This window comes from Urbifossiella limnaea, assembly GCF_007747215.1.
Classification (GTDB): Bacteria; Planctomycetota; Planctomycetia; order Gemmatales; family Gemmataceae; genus Urbifossiella; species Urbifossiella limnaea.
This window is the reverse complement of sequence record NZ_CP036273.1, coordinates 4,318,998-4,338,069: the sequence shown is the minus strand read 5'-3', so window position 1 is coordinate 4,338,069 and position 19,072 is coordinate 4,318,998. Positions and strand designations below refer to the sequence as shown.

The following is a 19,072-nucleotide window of genomic DNA, read 5'->3' as shown; positions in this document are numbered from 1 at the left end:
ACCGGCTGGCGGATTGGCTCGGCCTGGAGGCGCCCGGCCTGCGGGTCCGGGGGTTCTCGTAACCCGTCTGAGTTCCGTTGCCGCGTGCGGCGTTGCACTGCGGCGCATCGCCGCACGCGGTGAAACGATCACCGCCCCTGATTCCAGTAAATCCGCACGTTCTTGGTGGCCCGGCCACAGGCGACGATGTCCACCTTCCCGTCGCCGTCCAGGTCGGCCGTCGTCAGGTCTTCGACCGCCACGCCGCCCTCGTCCACGAGTTGCCGCGACCACCCGCCCGCGCCGTGCGTGTAGACCCGAACGCCCGCCTTCTCGGTGAACGCCTCGCCGGCCTTGGGGTTGTCACGGACGCCGATGACGAGTTCGTCGCCGGGCACGCCGTCCAGGTCGGCGAAGGCGACCCCATGGCCCCACTTCAGCTTCTCGTCCACGACGTGCCGGTCCCACAGTTCGCCACGACCCTTCGTGTACGTCACGACCTGGTTCCCGTGCCACGGCTCGATCGTACCGATGACGGGGCCACTGCCGAGCTTGCCGAGCTTGATCTCGCTCGCCCCGCGGTTACCCGCAGGCGTCGCCTGGTTCCCCGCGCCCACCTTCGCGGCGAGCCACTTCGGCTGGCCGCGCGTCAGGCGGTACACGCCCTCGTAGCTGGTCACCAGGATGTCGTTGCCGCCGCGGGCCGGCACCGGGGCGAAGTTGTGCATCACGTGTAACTCGTCGAACAGTACCTCGGCCTTCCACCGCTCAGCCTTCTCCGGCTCGGCCGGCACCTTGTACGCCATCACCCGCACCGGCCGGCCGTCGAGCCAGTTCCCCTTCTGCGTCGCGTCTCGGCCCATCAGTGGCACGTGAACGATTTCGGGTTTTCCGTCGCCATCGATGTCGAAGGCGCGCACGCGGTGCACGGTCGGCTCGTCGCACGGGATGGGGAACATCGTCCACTCGTCGTCGAGGCTCTTGCCGCGCTTCAGCCACTGTAGCGTGCCGGGGTTCGCGGTGTCGAACGGCCGCCACGCTGCCCCAAGCACCACGTCAAGGTGCCCGTCGCCGTCGATGTCGAGCACCGCGGCCGAGACGTTGTCCGGGCGGCTCTTGCCGTCGAGGATCACGCGCTTCTTCCACGTCGGGTTCTCATACCAGACCACCTTCTCCTTGTCGACGACGAGGATGTCGGGCTTCGCGTCACCGTTCAGGTCGGCGGTGAGGACGCAGTAGCCGATGGCGAGTTTGGCGTCGATCTCCTGCGTGCGGAAGCGGAGCGGGGCGGGGGCGGCCGCGCCGGCGTTACAGATTGCCGCGGCGACCAGCCCGGGGAGGAGAATACCAGCGGCCCGCATGCGAACACCCTGGGGTGTGAACTAGGGTTGACAGGATTCAGGCGTGCCCCCCAGTTTACCCATGAGGCACTCGCCGTCACCCCGGGCGGCGTCCGAGACGGCTCGGGGCGGTCGCCCGGGTTGACCGGGCCGCACGGATCGGGACAATGGTGGGGTTGGCACCGGCCCCGCCGCGGAAGGACGACGCATGACCATTCCGGCCTCGCACCGCCCGGCCCGCGAGTGGCTGCTGCTGGTGCTGGCGCTGGCCGTCGTCGGCGGCGCGGTGGTGCCGCTGTGGCACCTCGCCGGCGGCGAGACCCGCGAGGACTTCGCCGCGAAGTGGACGCCGGAGCGGCTGCGGGCGCTGTTCCTCGGCCCCGAGCAGGTGCTCTGTTACGTGGCGTTCGTGTGGGCGGCGCTGATCCTCCAGAGCCGCTACCGCGAGGTGTGGCGGCAGCGGTCGGCGTTCGGCTTCGGCCTCCTCCCCGACGAGGAAGGCGCCCGCATCCTGCCGGAGGACGCCCGCCCTCTGGCCCGCAAGGTCGAGCACGTGACCGGCCGCCGGCCGTTCATCCTGGCGAACATGATCCGCCTCGGGCTCGGTAAGTACGCCATCTCGAAGTCGGCACCGGACGTGGCGGAGGTAGTCCGCAGTCAGGCCGACGTTGAGACGAGCCGGCTCGTCAGCACGATGGGGACCGTCCACTACCTGGCGTGGGCGATCCCGGCGATCGGCTTCGTGGGTACGGTCCGCGGGCTGGCAGGGGCGTTCGGCATGGCCGGCGTCACCGACGTGGGCATGGCCGACTTCACCCGCCAGGCGACCGACCAGCTGAAGATCGCGTTCGACTGCACACTTGTGGCGCTGCTGCTGAGCCTGGTGCTGATGTACATCGTCCACACCGTCCAGCGGGCGGAGGAAACGCTCGTCGTGGACGCTCAAGAGTACTGCCAGGAACACCTGTTACTCCGGCTCTACGACCCGGGTTGAGCCCCGGAGGGGCGACGGCGTGTAGCCCGGGGTGGAACCCCGCGCGGCGTAGGCGGCCTGCGTTGGACGTTGACCCACGGGCGACCCCCGATGCTCTGGTCCCGAAAGCCGGCTCCTGTTCACGACAAGTCCCGCGTCGTCGGGATCGACCTGACGGCGTCGCGCGCCCGCGCCGTGTCCGTCGGCGGCGGCAAGGTCCGCGTCCTGGTCCTCGACGACCCCGGCGAAGAACTCGTGCTCGCCGTCGCCGGCGACCGCCGCACGCCCGAAGTCGGCCACGCCGGTGCGGCGCTGCGGCGCGCGGCCGCGCACGCGGTCGCCACCGGGTTCCTCCCCGCCATCGGGCAGCCGCGCGAGTTCCCCGCCGGGCGGCACTCCCTCACCGCCGACACGCTCGTCGAACTCGCCCTGGCCAAGGTCGGCGCGACGGTCGCCGCCGAGACCGAGGCCGCCGGGCTCGTCCTGCCGTCGTACCTGACGGCGCCGCAGGCGGTGAAGTTGGCCGCGCTTGCAGCCAAGGCCAAATTGCCGCTGAAGGGGACCGCCGCCGCCGCGCTCGCGGTCGCCGTTCATCGGGCCGGTTCCGTCCTGAGCGGCCGCCCCGGCACCACCGCCGACGGCAACGTCATCCCGCTCCGCCCCGGCGCCACCGGCCCGGGGGCCGCGGTCGTCATCGACGCCGACGAGTTCGCCCTCACGGCGACGGTGGTGCAGGTGGACCGGGCTGCGGCGAAGGTGGCGGCCGCGGCGCACTGGCCGCAGGCCGGACTCAAGCCGTGGATGGACCGACTCATCGACGGCGTCTCTGACCGCTGCGTCCGCCTGTGCCGCCGCGACCCGCGCGACTCCGCCGAGGCCGAGCAGGCGCTGTACGAACAACTCGACGTCACGCTGGACAGCTACCGCACCGCCGGCACGGCGACGCTGTCGGCCCGCATCGGCCACTGGTACCAGGACCTGGCCGAGCCGGCCGAGGACTTCGAGCAGCACACCGCGGCGCTGGCACGTTCCGCCGCCGAGACGGTCCGCGAGTTCGTCACGGCGTCTGGGGTGCCGTCGCCGCCGCGGGTCGTGTGGCTGACGCACGCCGCCGGCCGGTTGCCGGGCTTCGGCCGTGCTCTCCACCTGCACACGCCCGAGGGGACGGCCGTGGAAGTGCTGCCGCCGGGGGCGGTGGCGCACGCGGCGGCCGCGCTCGTGCCGCGCTGGGCGGCCGGCGAGCTGCCGCGCTCCCACCTCGACGGCTCGCTCCCACTTCCCGCCGATGTCGCGGCCGCCGCCCCGCGGTCGTCCACGAACCGCTAGCCGCCCCGCGGAGCCACCCCGATGCGCGTCCGGCACAAGCAGCCCACCCTCGTCAGCATGTGGATGCTCGACGTGTTCTGCTGCGCCCTCGGCTGCGTCACCCTGCTGTGGCTCCTCAACACGCGCCAGGCGACGGAGCAGACCACCGCCGCGCAGGCCGCCTTCGCCGACCTTTCGCGCGTCCGCGACGACCTGAAGCTGGCGCTCACCAACCTCGACTCCACGAAGCTTCGGCTGAACTCCGAGGTGAAGACGCTTACCAAGGAACTCGGGGCTGTCCGCGTCGAGAAGGCGGACCTTGCCCGCAACCTCGGCATCGCGCGCGACGAGGCGAAGTCCGCGCAAGAGTTGCTCGACGCCACGAAGCTGGCGCTGAACGCCACCGAGAAGAAGCTCGACGCCACCGCCAACGACCTGATCCTTGCCCGCAAGGAGGCCGACGACGCCGACCTGCAGCTGCGCCGCAAGCAGAAAGAGGCCGAGGGGCTCGCCCGCAAGGCCGCCGCGTCTGCCGCCGTCGCCGAAGATTTGGCCCGCCTCGTCCGCACCACGGAGGAGGAGCGCGTCGCCCTCGAACGTCGCGCGGCCGAGTTGAAGGTGACGCTCGCCGACCTGGACGCGCGGCTGGCGTCGTCCGCGGCGGACGCGAAGGCGATGGCGTCGAAGTCGGCCGCGGACCTGAGTTCGACCCGCACTGCGGCCGAGAAAGCCGCCACCGACGCGGCCGCGGCGAAGGCGGCGGCCAGCAAGGCGGACACCGACCTGCTCGCCGCCCGCGGGCAGATCCGCGACATGCGGAAGCAACTCGACGAGGCGAACGCCACCATCATCGACCTGCAAGGGGAGAAGGCCAAGCTCGCGGACAAGACGAACAAGCTCGACCCGAACGACGAGAAGCGGTTCGCCGGCATCTCGATGACCGGTCGGAACGTGGTGTTCCTGGTGGACACGTCCGGGAGCATGGAGAAGACCGACAGCAACACCGCGGCGCCGATGAAGTGGCCGAACGTGTGCGACACCATCGCCCGCGTCATGCGGAGCGTGCCGACCATCCAGCAGTACCAGGTCATCGTCTTCTCGAAGGACGCTCGCTGGCTGCTGGGGAGCGGCGAGTGGCGGCGGTACGACGGCGAGAAGAGCGTGGCCGAGGTGCGCGAGGCGCTCGGCCGCATCAGGCCGGCCGACGGCACGAACATGCACGCCGGGTTCGACCTGGCGTTCGGGCTGCGGCCGCGCGGCCTCGACACCATTTACCTGTTCTCGGACGGCCTGCCGAACATCGGCCCCGGCCTGACGCCTGCACAGGTGGCTGCGGTGCCGCCGCTGGAGGAGACGCGGCAGGCCGAGATCATGGGCCGGTTCATCCGCGACAAGTTGCGCTCGACGTGGAACCCGTCCGCGGCGAGCCGCATCCGCATCCACTCGATCGGCTTCTACTACGAGAGCCCCGACCTGGGGGCGTTCCTGTGGGCGCTGGCCCGCGAGAACGACGGCAGCTTCGTGGGCATGAGCCGGCCGTAGGGGCTCGGGGCTTCGCCGCGTGCGGCGTTGCACCATCGACGCTGCAACGCCGCACGCGGCGAAGCCATTCACCCTTACCCACCCTATCCTGACGGGGTTAGCGCCCCGCGCACGGAGGCACCCCGCATGGCCGCGGTTCAGCCGGTGACAGTCGGCCCCTACACCGTCGGCGCCGGCAGCCCGCTACTGTGGGTCTGCGGCCCGTGTGTCATCGAGAGCCGCGACTTCACCCTCGGCGTCGCCGCCCGCCTCAAACAGCTAGCCGACCGGCTCGGGCTGCAACTCGTCTTCAAGGCGTCGTTCGACAAGGCCAACCGTTCGTCCGGCAAGTCCTTCCGCGGCGTCGGCCTTCACGACGGCCTCGCGATCCTTGACGCCGTTCGGAAGGAAACCGGCCTCCCCGTCACCACCGACATCCACGAAGCCGCCCAGGCCGAGCCCGCGGCCGAGGTGTGCGAAATCCTGCAAGTCCCCGCGTTCCTCGCCCGGCAGACCGACCTGCTGGAAGCGTGCGGCAAGACCGGCCGGGTCGTTAACGTGAAGAAGGGGCAGTTCATGGCCCCGTGGGACATGAAGAACGTCGTCGCCAAGCTGGCCGAGGTCGGCAACCGCCGCGTGCTCCTCACCGAGCGCGGCACCACGTTCGGCTACGGGCTGCTGGTGAACGACATGCGCAGCGTGCCGTGGATGCAGCAAACCGGCGCCCCGGTGATCTTCGACGCCACCCACAGCGTACAGACTCCGGGCGCACTCGGTGACCGCACCGGCGGCGACCGCACGATGGTGCCGGTCCTCGCCCGCGCCGCCGTCGCCGCCGGGTGCGACGGGGTGTTCGTGGAGACGCACCCGACGCCCGACACCGCCCCCAGCGACGGGCCGAACATGGTCCCGCTCGCCGACCTGGAAACGCTGGTCCGCTCCTGCCTCCGCATCCGGGCCGCACTCGCCGACGCCCCCACGGGTCCGCCTTCATGAACCGGTCCGGCCGCTTCTACGCTCTCCTGTCGTCGGGGGCACTCGTCGCCCTGGCGATGTCCGCGGTGGTGCTCACCGGATGCCCGAAGCCCGGGCCGAGCTCCGACAAGGACGCGAAAGGTTCCGCGGCGGCGAAGTCCGACCCGTGGGAGACGGCGGCCAAGCGGCTGGCGAAGGAGCCCGACCCGGCCGGCGTTCGCGCGGCGCTCAACAAGCTCGCCGAGGAACTGGCCGCTCGGCCTGACGTGCCCGGGGCCCCCGCGCTCTCCGCCGAAGCCGAAAAGGAACTGACCGCACTGGTCAGGCTGACGCCCGACGACATTACGGTCGTCCGCCCGTCGGGGTACACCGGCGGCGACGCTGCCTACGTCGCCGAGTGCATGTACTTCCGCGACGCGGCCCGCGCCATCGACCCCGTCGGCCTGCCACCTGCCGAGCAGGCGAAGGCCGCTTTCAGCTGGGTGTGCCGGCAGGTGTACGTCCGCCCTTGGGTCACCGACGACGGCCGGTTCGTCAACGCCGTGCCGCCGTCCTACGTCCTCCGCCGAGGCTGGGGCACCGCGCTGGAACGGGCCACTGTCGCGCTGGCCGTGTTCCAGCAACTCGGCCTCGACGCGGGGCTCGTCGGCCCGCCCGACGCCGCGACTAAGTCGATCGGCACCTCACCGCCGTGGGCCGACGCCAAGGAACTCCCCGCCGGCCCGTTCTGGGCCGTGGCCGTGCGCGCGGGGGCCGAAGTGCTCTTGTTCGACCCGACCGCCGGCCGCACGTTCCCCGCCACACTTGCGCAGCTGAAGGCCAACCCGGACTTGCTCAAACCGTGGGCCGAGGCCAAAGATTCGACGTGGAAGGTGCCCGCGGACGCGGTCAAGCAAGCGATCGTGTACCTGACCGCGCCGCTGCCGGCGCTCGCCCCACGGATGGCGACGCTGGAAGAGCGTGTGAAGGCGGACACCGGCGTCCACCTGGCGGTGGATTTGAAGGCCGTCCGCGACCGGTTCGCGGCCGCGCCGCCTGCCGGGCCCGGAGTTCCCGATGTGAAAGTCTGGAACCCGCCGGGCGAGGGGCCGGCTTACCCGCGTGTGCTCGCGTGGTTCCTCCCCACCGACGACGGTGGCACCGACACCCGCCCGCCGCAACAGCAGATCTTGCAGCTGTACAAGAACTCACGCCTGCCGATCCGCGAGCTGATCCAGGGCCGCGACCTGCTGCCGCCCGGCATCATGTACCCCGGCATCACCGACCGATTGATCAACGGCGCCGGGTACGGCTACGAGCAGGCGTTCGTGGCGCCGCCGAGCCCGCTCGAGCGCATCCAGCGCGGCCAACTCCAGGACGCGGCCAAGCTGCTGACCGACCGGCAGGACGGTTACGGCCGCGCGCAGGAGCAAGTCAAGAACGTGACCGCCGAGTTGCTGGAGGAGTGGGTCAAGGAGGCAAACCGGGTCTACGGCGAGTTGCGGCGGGCCGAGTACCCCGACCCGAACCAGGTGCGCCCGGTGCCGCCCACGGACCCGGCCGTGGTGTCGGCCCGCGCGGCGGTGGAAGAGTTCTGGCGGGTGACGGCCCCGGTGGCGTCGGCGTTGGTCGCGCGGATCACGGCGCGGCTGGGGTTCGCGGAGGCGTCGTACCTGTTGGCGCTCGCCAAGCACGAAGAGGCGGAGCGGAAGCAACTGCGAGCCGACAAGGTGACGGGGGCGGACGCCGGCCGCGCGAAGTCGACGGCCGCGGACGCCTGGGCGGAGGCGGCGAACACGTGGCGTTCGTTCCTGGACCAGTCCGCGAATCTGCCGGGGTTGGAAGCACGAACCACGCACGCCCGCACCCTGGCAGCGCGGGCCGACGCTCTGGCTCCCAAGCCCCGCTGACCACGGCGCTTCAACCCTTGTGCGGCGACCGCCGTGCGGGAACAATCGTGTATCCCCGACCGCCGTGCGAGCGGACCCCGATGCGTGCCCGACTGGTTCCTGCCGACGGCGGCCCGCCGATCGACCTGACCAAAGACCTTTCCGTCGTCGGCCGCGGCGCGGACTGCGACGTCCGCGTCGAGCACAAGAGTGTCTCGAAGTACCACTGCGTGGTGGTGAAGACCGACGGGCTGCTGCTCCTGCGCGACCTCGGCAGCACGAACGGCACCCGGGTGAACGGTCAGCGGGTGCGGCGGGCGGCGCTACTGCCGAACGACTCCGTCGGGTTTGCCAACTTGAAGTACCGCGTGCTGTTCGGCGCCGACCTCGACGCGGCCCTGGCCGCGGAGGCCGCCGCCGGGAGCAGCGCCGCCCCGGTCCGCCGAAACGCGCTGCCGGACGTGTACGAGGAGCAGCACACGCCGACGGACTAGCCGCCCGTTTTGGCCCTCAACCGGCGGACCTCCATCGACCCGAACTCGGCCCGAAACTCCAACGTGCTCTTCGCGGTCTTTGCTTTGTCCGATCGCGCCGTTTCGCCGTTGATTTTGAACGTCGTCGTGCCGCCCGAGGCGGTGATGTCCATCGCGTTCCACTCGCCGACCTTCACCATCTTCAGTTGCGTCGGGTTGATGTCGAACTTGCTCCCGAGAAAGAACAGGTCGTTGTTGCAGCCGGCACCCGGGAGGAAGTCGAAGCGGATGACCGTCTCCTTCGTGAACTCCTGAACCGTCTCGATCCGCACGTCGCCCTTCACGGCCGGGTCGATGACGAGTCCGCCGTCCTTGTTGAACTTGAATCGCCCCTTAAAGGCTTCGGCCTTCCCCTCGAGCGGCTCGCCGCCCTTCGCCGCCTTCGCCTTCCATCCGGCGAAGTCCTTGCCGCTCAGGAGCATCTTGAATCCCGGCTCGGGGGCGAAGTCGTCGGCACCAGCGGGTGCTGCGACCAGTACGGTTGCGACAGCGGCACAGAGGATGAGGCGCATGGGGCGGGCTCACGGAGGGCGGGACGGGAGAAGCGTACCATGGCGGCGCGGGCGGGAGAAGGGGTTGGCCCTTTCCCCGGCCGTCGGCGGCAGGTAGGCTATCCCCACCCTACCAGGTGGCCGCCCCGCGATGTTCACCCGCCCCCGGCTCGACGGCCTCCAGGACGCACTCGGCGACGACCTCGTCCGGTTCATCCCGGAACTCCTCGTCGCCGCCGGCGTGGTCGCGTTGCTGCTCGCCCGCCTCGTACGCCTCCTCGACCGCAGCCACCTCGGCGGCCTGGCGGTCGCAGTGCTGGCGGTTGCTCTATTCGCCGCAGTCGCCGGCTTCCCGGAGGCCACCGGCTCGGCGCGACAGGGCGCCTACTTCGCCGGAATGTTGGTGGCCGACCCGTTCGCCGGGTACGTGCGTATCGTCGTCCTCGCGGCGGCGACTCTCACCGTGCTGCTGACCCGCGTCACCGGCCTGCCCGACGCGGAAGATTCGGCCGACTTCTACGCTCTGGTGCTCGGCGGTGCTCTCGGCATGATGCTGATGGCAGCGTCGAACCACCTACTGATGGCGTTCATCGCCGTGGAGATGGCCAGCCTGCCGAGCTACGCCCTGGCCGGGTTCCTGAAGGGGCGCCGCACCGGCGGTGAGGCGGCGCTCAAGTACGTGGTGTTCGGCGCGGGGGCGAGTGGCGTCATGCTGTACGGCATCAGCTTGACGGCCGGAACGTTCGGCACCGGCTACCTGCCGGACGTGGCGGCCGGTGCCGGGGCCCGCCTCGCGGGGGAGGGCGGATTCGACCCGGTGCTACTGGCCGGCGTGGCGCTGACGCTCGTCGGCCTGGGCTTCAAGCTGGCCGCGGTCCCGTTCCACTTCTGGTGCCCGGACGTGTTCGCCGGTGCGGCCGCCGAAGTTGCCGGGTTCCTGTCGGTGGCGTCGAAGGCGGCCGCGGTGGCGTTGACGGCCCGGCTCGTATACTCGTTCCACGCGAGTTGCCCCGACCCGTGGCTGGTGCCGCGAACGCTCGGCGTCGGCCTGGGTGTCGTCGGCGCGATGACGGTGACGTTCGGCAACCTGGCCGCGTTCGCGCAGACCGACCTGAAGCGGTTGCTCGCGTACAGCACGATCGCCCACGCCGGGTACATGCTGCTCGGGCTGGCGGCGCTGACCGCCGGGGCGGCGTCGGCGGTGCTGTACTACCTGGTGGCGTACCTGCTGATGAACCTGGGGGCGTTCGCCGTGGTGGCCGTTGTGAGGAACGCGACCGGTTCCGAGGACGTGGCGGCAGTCCGCGGGTTGGCGTGGCGGTCGCCGGTCGCGGCGGTGGCGATGGCGGTATTCCTGTTCTCGCTGCTGGGCTTCCCGCCGCTCGCGGGCTTTGCCGGAAAGTTCCAGGTGTTCGCGGCCGTGTACGACGCCGCCCGCAGCGCCCCCGGCTGGCTCGGCACCGCGTTCGGCGTGTTCCTGGCGGTCGGCGCCGTGAACACGGCAGTGAGCGCCGTCTACTACTTGAAGGTGGTCCGCGCGATGGTGCTGGACGACGCTCCCGAAAGCCCACCCGTCGCAACGGGTTGGCCGGCGTCACTTCTGCTTGTGGCACTGGCGGCGGGCGTAATCGCCCTCGGCGTCGTGTGGAACCCGCTGACCACCGCGGCCGACGGTGCCGCGACGGCGATCGCCAGGCCGGCCACGCCGGGGGTGCCGACGCGATGACCCCGACCGACGCCGCCCGCCTTCAGGACGTCTACCGCCGCGAAGGCGTGTCGCTGCTCCGCTACGCCCGCTCTGCCGCGCCGCACGCCGCAGGCCCAGCCCGCAAACTACGTGAAGACCTGTTTCGGGCAGCGGACGAAGCCGCCGCCGCGCGGGACGTGTTGGGTGCGGTTCTGGAAGCGAACCGAATCGCGGTGCCGCAGTCGTACGCGTTCCCGGCCGTTTTCACCGACTTGAACTGCGTTGCAGTTCGCTACCTGCTCTCAAAGGTTGTCGCCGACCGGGCCGCGGCCGTGACCGCACTCGAAACGGACCTGTCCGCACTGAGCGATCCCTCGCCCCGGGCCGCCCTTCAACCGCTTCTCGACCTCGCCCGCCGGCACCGGGACCGGTTGGTCGGCTGAACTCACTCACCCGCAATTCATCGGTCGCCTACCAGAATCAATTACGTTTCAAGCTGTACGGGGCCGCACTCCGGCCCCGACGAACTGGAGGCGATGATGACGCGAATCCTCTCCCTGGTGTGCGGGCTGGCGCTGGCCGCGACCGCCGCTGCTCAGGACCGCCCGGCGCAGCCGCGGCCGACGCCGCCGGACCGGCCGAAGGCCGACGCCGGCCGTGACCTGCAAGCGGAGGTCGAGCGGCTGCGGGCGCAGGTCCGCGAGTTGGAAGCCCGGCTGAACCGCGACGGCGACCGTCGGCCCGAGGCCGGTGCGAAGAAGGAAGGTCGTGAGGTGGCCCCGATGCCGCGGCCGAAGGGCGAAGACCGTGGCCCGGCCCCGAAGGACCTCGGGCGTGGCCCGGGTCCGAAGGATGGCGACCGGGGTCCGGCCCCGAAGGACGGTGGGCGTGGTCCCGGTCCCATGGGTGGCGGGTTCGGCGGGCCGGGCTTCGGCGGTCCCGGGTTTGGCGGTCAGGGCTTCGGCGGCCCCGGCTTCGGCAAGGGCGGGCCGAACCCGCCGTTCGGCGGCCCGGGCGGCATGGGTAAGGGGCCGGCGTTCGGCGGGTTCGGTCCGCCTGCCACTCAGGGGCGCGGGCCGGACAACGCCGCCCCCGCCGACCTGGAGCAGCGCCTCAACCGCATCATCGACGAACTCGAACGCCTCCGCGACGACCTGCACCGCGGCCCGCGCCGCTGAGCCGCTACGGGTGAACGGCGGGGGTCAGTGCCCCGCCGTCCGCCGTCCGCGGACACTGTGCGGGAACAGCTCCTCCTGCCGCAAGTTGCCCGCGGCGTCGAACGGCAGCGGGCGCGGGCTCCCCACCAGTTCCAGGTGCGGGTGGCCCGCCGCCTCGGCCGCGAGCGCCGGAGACGCCCACAACTCCACCACCTCCAGCGTGTTCGGGATCACCGCGAACTTCACCTGCTCCTGCACCGGCTGCCAGCACGTCTCCACGGATGCGGCGATCACTTCGCGGTCGGTCGGGAACGCGATCGGCAGCTTGCTCCGCCACAGGAACCGCGCCGTCAGGTTGTTCATGCGGAACGGCACCTGGTCGATCGACGCCAGGGCGCGGTCCGTCGTCAGGTCGGCGATGCCGATGCCGGTGCCGTTGCCGTGGCTCTCCGGCGACACGTCCAGCACCGCCATCCGCGTCACCCGCGGGTTGTTCGTCTCGGCCTCCGGGCTCGCCTCGATCAGCATCCGGCCCACCACGTTCGGGTCCATCCCGGCGCCGCTGTAGTTCTTCCCGCACTCGCCGACCACCAGCACGTCGAACGCCGGGAACGGCAGCCGGCCCATGATCCGCCGCGCCTCCTCCAGCAGCACCGGCTCGCGGTCGAACAGGTCGGCGCGGTCGATCACCTCGACCTTCGCCGTCTCCTCGTTCGCGTTCTCCAGGATCGCCAGCCCGCCGACGAACGGCGTCTTGTCGAGGATCACTTTGCACGACTCCGGCATCATGTCGCGCAGGCCGCGGGTGCCAAAGCTGTGGACCTGGTCGGCCCCGTGCCGCTTGCCGAAGCCGATCACCAGCATCTTCACCACGCCGCTCTCGAACGCCCCGCGGAAGTCCGTGTGCGGCTTCACCCGCGACACCGTCACCACGGCGTCGCACGCCAGCGCGTTCTTGTCCCACCACACCGGCTGGCCCCAGCTGTTGGTGCCGATATTCGCCGCGTCCATGTCGGTGAGCACGGGCACGCCGAGGTGGGCCTCGTCAATGTCGTAGCCGGCGAGGAGTTCGCGCTGGCCGGCGGCGTTGGCCCCGCCGTGCGAGCCCATCGCGGCGATGACCACAGGCTTCGCCCCCAGTTCCTTCAGGGCGTCGATCGTGGCTTTGGCGATGAGCAGGTAGTTGCGGATGCCGCGGCTGCCGCAGCCGACGCCGACGCGCATGCCGGGCTTGATGCGGGCGGCGGTCGTGCTGTCGAGCCACGCCCGGCGGACGGCGGCGGCCACGTCGGCGAGTTGCGGTTGCGGGGCGGTCTGACGAACGAGCTGAACCAGCGGAATGTCCACGGCCGGGCCTCGGGGGAGCGGGTGACGGCAGTTTAGCCCGCGTGACGGAGGCGGGGTAGGGCGGCACATTCTGGCGTGGCGCATTGTGTGTACGGCACCCCCCCCGGGGGGGTCGAGGCACGAATTGAGTCGATGCCACAAAAGAGTGTTGGGGCGAGGGCGCGGTCAGGAGTTGCTCACTTCTCGCCAGCGGGCACGGACTTGCGCCGGCGTGGCGGTCCCGGTGACGCCGATTTGTTGGATGGTGATCGAAGCGACGAGGTTGCCGAACGCCGCCGCCTGCTCGTGCGTCAGCCCGCTGACCACCGCCGACGTGATCCCCGCCGAACAACTGTCCCCGGCCCCGCAGATGTCGATCGGGCCGGTCACCGGGTAGGCTGACACGATGTAACCGCCGCCGCCGTCGGCACTGGTGCGCCGGGTGAAGAAAATGCCGTGGTCCCCGACAGTACCGAACACGATCCGGTGCGTGTGGAGCATAGCGAGTTCGATGCATCGGCTCTGAAACAGTCCCATCTCATCGTCGTCGGGGAAAAGAGTGTCTGGCTCCGGGACTGCTTTTCGAGCTTCGTCTGAGTTCGGCTTCACGCAGACGTTGCGGAACTTCCCGATCTGCTCGCGGCTGTCGGCCAGGACGAACTTCGACGGGTCGCGCTCGCCCAACTCCGCGAGGCGGTCGCGGACGCGGGCGGTCACCACACCGCAATCGGCCTCGCTCACCTGATCCAGCACGATCAGCGCGTCCACCGTCGGCCACACGGCGTCGAGGCGGGCGAGAATGTCGGTTTCGACCGCGGCCGGGGTTGCCGTGCGGTTCTTGATGTCGAGGCGGTTCAACTCCTTCTCGCCATACATCGGCTTCGTGTATGTCGGTGTGCGGCGGGCGGGGGCGGCGAAGACGTGCGTCGCGTCCACGGCCGGGACGCGGGCCAGCGCCTGACGCAGCTCGTAGCCCTCGCCGTCGTCGCCGATCGCGGCCACGGGGACGATTTGGCCGACGCCCAGCGCGGCGAGGTTGTTCAGCACCGTGCCGAGCGCCCCGGGGTAGCTGCGGACGCCGACCACCTGGTACGCCGTCAGGCCGGTCTCGACCGACGGCTCGTCGCGGGCCGGGTCGATGTCGAGGTAGCGGTCGAGGAACAGGTCGCCGAGCAGGCCGACGGTCTTGCCGGGGATCGTGCGGAGAACCTGTTCGACGAGTTCGGTGGTGAGCATGGTTGAGCCGCGAAGAAGAGGATGGCCGCAAAAAAGGCACAAAAGACACAAAAATGAACGGTCTTATTTTGTGTCTTTTGTGCCTTTTTGCGGCCAATTAATCGGTCAGACGTTGTTCACCGGGTAGGGCAGTGGGTCACCGCAGAGGCCGGCCAGCAGGTTGTCCGCACAGCGGTTCGCCATCGCGTCGCGGGTGCCGACGGTGGCGCTGGCGACGTGGGGGGCGATCACGCAGTTCGGCAGCGCGTACAACTCGTGGTCCGGCGGCAGCGGTTCGGGGTCGGTCACGTCCAGGCCGGCGGCGAAGATGGTGCCGGCCCGCAGCGCCGCCGCGAGCGCGGGCTGGTCCACCAGCGGCCCGCGCGACGTGTTCACGAACACGGCCGTGCGCTTCATCTTCCCGAAGGCGTCGGCGCCGAACAGCCCCTTCGTCGTCGGGTTCAGGTCGGCGTGGAGCGACACGTAATCGCTGTCGCGGAGCAACTCGTCGAGTTCGACGCGGCGGGCGGCCAACTCGCGGTCGGCGTCCGGCTTCGCGGAGCGAGCCGTGTACAGCACCTTCATGCCCCAGCCGTGGTGCAGCCGCTTCGCGGTGGCGAAGCCGATGCGGCCCATGCCGACGATGCCGAGCGTCTTTCCCGCCAAATCCTGCCCCAGCCAGCCGAGCGGCTCCCACGTCAGCCAGCGGCCCTCCTTCGCGTCGGTGGCGCTCTCGCCGAGCCGGCGTGCGGCCGCGAGCATCAGCGTCACGGCGATGTCGGCGGTGGCATCGGTCAGCACGCCGGGCGTGTTGCCGACGCGAACCCCGCGGGCGGTGCAGGCCGGCACGTCCACGTTGTTGAAGCCGACGGCGAAGTTGCTGACGACCTTCAGCGTCGGGGCCGCGTCCAGCAGCGCGGCGTCCACGCGGTCGGTGAGGAGTGACACCAGGCCGTCACAGCCGCGGACGCGCTCGCGGAGTTGGTCCGGGGAAGGGGGGAGGCGGTCGGGCCAGACGTCCACGTCGGCGGCGGCGGCGATGCGGTCGAGCCCGGCGGCGGGGATGCGGCGGGCGACGAAGACTCTGGGCATGGCGTGCGGCGACCGGAGTTTTTGACAGGATAACAGGATGAAGCAGGATGCCGAACCAAGACCGAGTATTTATTCGGCATCCTGCTTCATCCTGTTATCCTGTCAAAACTCTTCTCGGCGTCCACGTCTTGCACCGACCCGCCACCTGCCTACCGTAACCCCGCCCCCCGCGAGGAGCCGCCGTGCCAGCCGCCGATGTTCGCGTCCCCGTTACCGTCCTCACCGGGTTCCTCGGCGCGGGAAAGACCACGCTGCTGAACCACATCCTCACCGCCCACCACGGCAAGCGGATCGCCGTCATCGAGAACGAGTTCGGCGAGGTCGGCGTCGATCAGGACATCGTCGTTCGCTCGGAGGAGGAAATCTTCGAGATGAACAACGGGTGCATCTGCTGCACCGTCCGCGGCGACCTGATCCGCATCCTCGGCAACCTGATGAAGCGGCGCGACAAGTTCGACTACATCCTCGTCGAAACCACCGGCATGGCCGACCCCGGCCCGGTCGCCCAGACGTTCTTCATGGACGACGAGATCCAGCGCAGCACCCGCCTCGACGGCATCGTGACGCTGGTGGACAGCAAGCACGTCCACCAGCACTGGGACGCCCACGAGGTGCAGGAGCAGGTGGCGTTCGCCGACGTGATTCTGCTGAACAAACTCGACCTGGTCGCGGCCGACGAGGTGGACGAGCTGGAGAGCCGCATCCGCCAGATGAACCCGACCGCCCGCATCGAGCGGACGACGAACGCGGTCGTGGACATGGACCGCATCCTGAACGTGAACGGGTTCAACCTGTCGCGGGCGCTGGAGATCGAGCCCGAGTTCCTGGAGCCCGAGTACCCGTTCAGCTGGGGGGCGCTGTACGAACTCCCCGCCGGCACGCACGACCTGTTGATTCCGGAGCGGACCAAGACGAATATCGCGGTCGCGGTCGTGGCAGCAACGGAACTGGTGGCGGCGGCGAACGCGGCGGTGCCGGTGTTCTCGGGCGACCCGCAGGCCGTGCAGCCGGGTGGGGTACTGTCGCCGGCCGCCGACACGTTCACGCTACAACTTCCGCCCGGGCCGCAGCGGTTCGCGCTGGCCGTGACCGGCCCCGTGGCGCTGTTCAGCGGCTCGAACCTCGGCAAGATCGGCGTCGAGGTCCGCGTCGGCGGCGCGGCGGTGGCGCCGACCGCGACGCGCGGCTTCCACCACCGGCACACGCACTCGGACGTGAACGCCGTGGCGCTGACTCTGCCCGGCGACCTGGACATGAAGCGGCTGAACGCCTGGCTCGGCGAGTTCCTCCAGACGCGCGGCCCCGACGTGTACCGGATGAAGGGCGTGCTCAGCATCAAGGGTGACCCGCGGCGGTTCGTGTTCCAGGGCGTCCACATGCTGTTCGACGGCCAGCCGGGTGCGACGTGGGGCAGCGCCCGCCGCGAAAACAAGCTCGTGTTCATCGGCCGCAAGCTCGACCGCGCCGAGCTAGAGGCCGGCTTCCGACGGTGCCTGTAGGTTTCGGGTAATCGCCGCTTGCGGCGTCGCGCGACGCCGCAAGCGGCGGCAGGAGACATCGATGGCCAAGCAGCACGCCCCGGGGTTCCTGGCACTCGTGACGGACGCCAAGGCGCGCGTCCGCGAGTGTACCGTGGACGACGTGAAGCGCCGCCTCGACGCCGGTGAGCGGTTCACGCTCGTGGACGTGCGCGAGGAGAGCGAGTTCGCGAAGGGCCACCTGCCGGGGGCCGTTCACCTCGGCAAGGGCGTCATCGAGCGCGACATCGAGAAGACGGTTCCCGACGCGGCGGCGCCGCTGGTGCTGTACTGCGGCGGCGGGTTCCGCTCGGCGCTGGCCGCGGACGCGATCCAGAAGATGGGCTATACGAACGTCATCAGCATGGACGGCGGGTGGTCCGGGTGGACGGGGAAGGGCTACCCGACGGAGGCGTAAGAAACGAAAAAGCCCACCCGCCGCGGCGGGTGGGCTTTACCCGTCGCCTCACTTGTTCATCAGGAACGTCGCCCCGAAGTACACGGCGACCATCACCAGCACGGCGACCATCACCAGCCCTAACGGGCCGACGCCGCTGCGGCTGTTCGTATCCTCCTCGGCCCAGCGGAGGTTCTCGGCCCGCGTCTGCGGGACCGGCGCCTCGTACACCGGCTCCTCGACCTCGGCCGCCGGCGGAATCTGGAACGCGGCGCGGCTCGGAACCCGGTTCGCCGGCGGTGGCGGCGCAGCTATCCCGCGGACGCCCGGGTTCGATTTCGGCGCCCCGCGCCCCACGTCGGCCCGGCCCGGCGGCATCGGGTTGATCTTCACCCCCGGGAGCGACTGCGGCGGCGGCGGCGTCCGCACCGGGGCGGACGCCCCAGCGGTGCGTCCGCCGTAGTTCGACGACGGATTCGACAGCCCCGGCCGCGACCCCGACGACCCGGGCCGCCGCAGGCCCGACCCCGGTCCTCGGCTGTCCCCCGGCTTCGGGCTCGCGCTCAGGTCGCCCAGGAACGGCTCCAGCGCCTCGACCACCTCTTCGCACCCGGAGTAGCGATCCTCCGGCGTCTTCGCCATGAGCTTCGCCACCACCTTGCACAGCCCGTCCGGCACTTCGGGGGCCAGCTCGCGGATCGGCGTCGGCTCCTTCGCCTGGTGGGCCATCATCTTCTCGACCGCACTCCCCTCGGGGAACGGCACGCGGCCCGTGAGGGCGTAGTACAGCACGCAGCCGAGGCTGTACTGGTCGCCGGCGGGCGTGCGGTTCGTCGGCTCCATGATCGACTCGGGGCTGGCGCAGTCCAGGCCGCTCGTCAGCGTGTTTGCGGTGGACATCGTGTCCACGAGGCTCTCGCCCTCGTTCTCGACGAGCAGCGAGCCGATGCCGAAGTCGAGGATGCGGGCCTGGCCGTCGGATCCGACGAGGATGTTCGACGGCTTCACGAGGCCGTGGAACAGGCTGTTCTGGTGGGCGATGGTGAGCCCCTGCGCGACCTGGACGCCGTACACGGCGGCGAGCGCGGGCGCGAGCCGGCCGGTGCGCTGCACCACGGCTTCGAGCGTCTGCCCCTCGGCGAGCGGCCACGACAGGTAGTGGAGGCCGCCGGCGGTGCCCACGTCCATGAACGGGACGACGGCCGGGTGCGAGAAGTTGGCGAACGACCGCACCTGCCGGCGGGCCAGGCGGACGTTCCACATGCTCCGCCGCGGCAGCACCTTCACCGCGAACAGGTTCTGGTCGTTCTTCGAGCTGGCCTTGTAGACCTGCCCCATGCTGCCGGTGCCGATCGCGTCCAGCAGGACGTACGGCCCGAGCACGAGCCCCTGCGTCTTGCCGTTGAGGATGCGCTCGGCCTGGAACGGCGTGATCGTCCCCTGGTGGACGAGGTGGTCGGCCAGGGCGGGCGCCTCGGCCCGCGGGTTCCGCTTCAGGAACTCGCCGACGATGGCGTCGAGCTGGCCGCGGTCGATGAGGCCGGAGCGGCGGAGGTCCCAGACGAACCACTCACACGCGCCGAGGTCGCTCGTCACCATAGTAGGATGTCCTTCGTGGGTGTCTCGCGGCGGGCGGGGGGGCGTGAACGGCCCCGGGCGGCATCGCGGCGGCACCGAAAATTAGGACGGGTTCGCG

At 70.5% G+C, this 19,072-nt stretch carries 17 protein-coding genes; 11 read left to right on the top strand and 6 right to left on the bottom strand.

Going from position 1 to position 19,072, the window contains the following annotated elements; translation table 11 throughout:
* Positions 1 to 128 precede the first annotated feature (128 nt).
* Positions 129 to 1,340 (bottom strand): FG-GAP repeat domain-containing protein, encoded by a 1,212-nt coding sequence (locus tag ETAA1_RS17780; RefSeq protein ID WP_145240772.1) that lies wholly within the window; start codon positions 1,338 to 1,340, stop codon positions 129 to 131.
* A gap of 187 nt (positions 1,341 to 1,527) precedes the next feature.
* Here ETAA1_RS17780 and ETAA1_RS17775 point away from each other — a divergent pair, with 187 nt between their 5' ends.
* From ETAA1_RS17775 to ETAA1_RS17750, 6 genes are all read left to right on the top strand, one after another.
* The gene (locus ETAA1_RS17775; protein WP_145240770.1) at positions 1,528 to 2,313 is read left to right on the top strand and encodes a MotA/TolQ/ExbB proton channel family protein; all 786 of its coding nucleotides are present in this window, start codon (positions 1,528 to 1,530) and stop codon (positions 2,311 to 2,313) included.
* A gap of 90 nt (positions 2,314 to 2,403) precedes the next feature.
* The gene (locus ETAA1_RS17770) at positions 2,404 to 3,618 is read left to right on the top strand and encodes a hypothetical protein (protein ID WP_145240767.1); all 1,215 of its coding nucleotides are present in this window, start codon (positions 2,404 to 2,406) and stop codon (positions 3,616 to 3,618) included.
* A 21-nt stretch (positions 3,619 to 3,639) separates the two neighbouring features.
* The gene (locus tag ETAA1_RS17765) at positions 3,640 to 5,139 is read left to right on the top strand and encodes a vWA domain-containing protein (RefSeq protein WP_145240765.1); all 1,500 of its coding nucleotides are present in this window, start codon (positions 3,640 to 3,642) and stop codon (positions 5,137 to 5,139) included.
* A 126-nt stretch (positions 5,140 to 5,265) separates the two neighbouring features.
* On the top strand, positions 5,266 to 6,114 hold the full coding sequence (gene kdsA, locus ETAA1_RS17760; RefSeq protein WP_145240763.1) for a 3-deoxy-8-phosphooctulonate synthase: 849 nt from the start codon (positions 5,266 to 5,268) through the stop codon (positions 6,112 to 6,114).
* Positions 6,111 to 7,982 carry a hypothetical protein gene (locus ETAA1_RS17755; protein WP_145240761.1) on the top strand — a complete coding sequence of 624 codons (1,872 nt, stop codon included), beginning with the start codon at positions 6,111 to 6,113 and terminating at the stop codon, positions 7,980 to 7,982. The genes kdsA and ETAA1_RS17755 overlap by 4 nt, the downstream gene beginning before the upstream one ends.
* A gap of 80 nt (positions 7,983 to 8,062) precedes the next feature.
* Complete coding sequence (locus ETAA1_RS17750) at positions 8,063 to 8,455, top strand: FHA domain-containing protein (protein WP_145240759.1); 393 nt, start codon at positions 8,063 to 8,065, stop codon at positions 8,453 to 8,455.
* Here ETAA1_RS17750 and ETAA1_RS17745 read toward each other — a convergent pair.
* Complete coding sequence (locus ETAA1_RS17745; RefSeq protein WP_145240757.1) at positions 8,452 to 9,006, bottom strand: LamG domain-containing protein; 555 nt, start codon at positions 9,004 to 9,006, stop codon at positions 8,452 to 8,454. The genes ETAA1_RS17750 and ETAA1_RS17745 overlap by 4 nt on opposite strands.
* 130 nt (positions 9,007 to 9,136) lie before the next feature.
* On the opposite strand from ETAA1_RS17745, the gene ETAA1_RS17740 reads away from it, so the two are divergent.
* From ETAA1_RS17740 to ETAA1_RS17730, 3 genes are all read left to right on the top strand, one after another.
* On the top strand, positions 9,137 to 10,711 hold the full coding sequence (locus ETAA1_RS17740; protein WP_145240756.1) for an NADH-quinone oxidoreductase subunit N: 1,575 nt from the start codon (positions 9,137 to 9,139) through the stop codon (positions 10,709 to 10,711).
* Positions 10,708 to 11,115, top strand: coding sequence for a hypothetical protein (locus ETAA1_RS17735; RefSeq protein ID WP_145240754.1), 408 nt, complete (start codon positions 10,708 to 10,710; stop codon positions 11,113 to 11,115). The genes ETAA1_RS17740 and ETAA1_RS17735 overlap by 4 nt, the downstream gene beginning before the upstream one ends.
* A gap of 96 nt (positions 11,116 to 11,211) precedes the next feature.
* Positions 11,212 to 11,850, top strand: coding sequence for a hypothetical protein (locus tag ETAA1_RS17730; protein WP_145240752.1), 639 nt, complete (start codon positions 11,212 to 11,214; stop codon positions 11,848 to 11,850).
* 24 nt (positions 11,851 to 11,874) lie between these two features.
* Here the strand turns inward: ETAA1_RS17730 and ETAA1_RS17725 are convergent, their stop codons facing one another.
* The 3 genes from ETAA1_RS17725 to ETAA1_RS17715 all read right to left on the bottom strand — a co-directional run bounded on the left by ETAA1_RS17725 (position 11,875) and on the right by ETAA1_RS17715 (position 15,462).
* Positions 11,875 to 13,176: a lactate racemase domain-containing protein gene (locus tag ETAA1_RS17725; RefSeq protein WP_145240750.1), complete on the bottom strand. Its 1,302-nt coding sequence runs from the start codon at positions 13,174 to 13,176 to the stop codon at positions 11,875 to 11,877.
* 165 nt (positions 13,177 to 13,341) lie between these two features.
* Complete coding sequence (locus tag ETAA1_RS17720) at positions 13,342 to 14,391, bottom strand: bifunctional heptose 7-phosphate kinase/heptose 1-phosphate adenyltransferase (RefSeq protein WP_145240748.1); 1,050 nt, start codon at positions 14,389 to 14,391, stop codon at positions 13,342 to 13,344.
* A gap of 105 nt (positions 14,392 to 14,496) precedes the next feature.
* Positions 14,497 to 15,462, bottom strand: a complete 966-nt coding sequence (locus ETAA1_RS17715; RefSeq protein ID WP_145240746.1) for a 2-hydroxyacid dehydrogenase — start codon at positions 15,460 to 15,462, stop codon at positions 14,497 to 14,499.
* A 182-nt stretch (positions 15,463 to 15,644) separates the two neighbouring features.
* Between ETAA1_RS17715 and ETAA1_RS17710 the strand changes: the two genes are divergently transcribed.
* Positions 15,645 to 16,961 carry a CobW family GTP-binding protein gene (locus ETAA1_RS17710; RefSeq protein WP_145240744.1) on the top strand — a complete coding sequence of 439 codons (1,317 nt, stop codon included), beginning with the start codon at positions 15,645 to 15,647 and terminating at the stop codon, positions 16,959 to 16,961.
* Between the two features lie 61 nt (positions 16,962 to 17,022).
* Entirely contained in the window at positions 17,023 to 17,397 is a 375-nt protein-coding gene (locus ETAA1_RS17705) for a rhodanese-like domain-containing protein (RefSeq protein ID WP_145240742.1), read from the top strand.
* Between the two features lie 48 nt (positions 17,398 to 17,445).
* Here ETAA1_RS17705 and ETAA1_RS17700 read toward each other — a convergent pair whose 3' ends face one another.
* The gene (locus tag ETAA1_RS17700; RefSeq protein ID WP_145240740.1) at positions 17,446 to 18,975 is read right to left on the bottom strand and encodes a serine/threonine protein kinase; all 1,530 of its coding nucleotides are present in this window, start codon (positions 18,973 to 18,975) and stop codon (positions 17,446 to 17,448) included.
* Positions 18,976 to 19,072: the final 97 nt, after the last annotated feature.

Excerpts from the sequence above, each read along its gene's own strand:
- ETAA1_RS17780 (WP_145240772.1), bottom strand. The coding sequence starts at position 1,340 with ATGCGGGCCGCTGGTATTCTCCTCCCCGGGCTGGTCGCCGCGGCAATC.
- ETAA1_RS17775 (WP_145240770.1), top strand. The coding sequence starts at position 1,528 with ATGACCATTCCGGCCTCGCACCGCCCGGCCCGCGAGTGGCTGCTGCTG.
- ETAA1_RS17770 (WP_145240767.1), top strand. The coding sequence starts at position 2,404 with ATGCTCTGGTCCCGAAAGCCGGCTCCTGTTCACGACAAGTCCCGCGTC.
- ETAA1_RS17765 (WP_145240765.1), top strand. The coding sequence starts at position 3,640 with ATGCGCGTCCGGCACAAGCAGCCCACCCTCGTCAGCATGTGGATGCTC.
- kdsA (WP_145240763.1), top strand. The coding sequence starts at position 5,266 with ATGGCCGCGGTTCAGCCGGTGACAGTCGGCCCCTACACCGTCGGCGCC.
- ETAA1_RS17755 (WP_145240761.1), top strand. The coding sequence starts at position 6,111 with ATGAACCGGTCCGGCCGCTTCTACGCTCTCCTGTCGTCGGGGGCACTC.
- ETAA1_RS17750 (WP_145240759.1), top strand. The coding sequence starts at position 8,063 with ATGCGTGCCCGACTGGTTCCTGCCGACGGCGGCCCGCCGATCGACCTG.
- ETAA1_RS17745 (WP_145240757.1), bottom strand. The coding sequence starts at position 9,006 with ATGCGCCTCATCCTCTGTGCCGCTGTCGCAACCGTACTGGTCGCAGCA.
- ETAA1_RS17740 (WP_145240756.1), top strand. The coding sequence starts at position 9,137 with ATGTTCACCCGCCCCCGGCTCGACGGCCTCCAGGACGCACTCGGCGAC.
- ETAA1_RS17735 (WP_145240754.1), top strand. The coding sequence starts at position 10,708 with ATGACCCCGACCGACGCCGCCCGCCTTCAGGACGTCTACCGCCGCGAA.
- ETAA1_RS17730 (WP_145240752.1), top strand. The coding sequence starts at position 11,212 with ATGACGCGAATCCTCTCCCTGGTGTGCGGGCTGGCGCTGGCCGCGACC.
- ETAA1_RS17720 (WP_145240748.1), bottom strand. The coding sequence starts at position 14,391 with ATGCTCACCACCGAACTCGTCGAACAGGTTCTCCGCACGATCCCCGGC.
- ETAA1_RS17715 (WP_145240746.1), bottom strand. The coding sequence starts at position 15,462 with ATGCCCAGAGTCTTCGTCGCCCGCCGCATCCCCGCCGCCGGGCTCGAC.
- ETAA1_RS17705 (WP_145240742.1), top strand. The coding sequence starts at position 17,023 with ATGGCCAAGCAGCACGCCCCGGGGTTCCTGGCACTCGTGACGGACGCC.
- ETAA1_RS17700 (WP_145240740.1), bottom strand. The coding sequence starts at position 18,975 with ATGGTGACGAGCGACCTCGGCGCGTGTGAGTGGTTCGTCTGGGACCTC.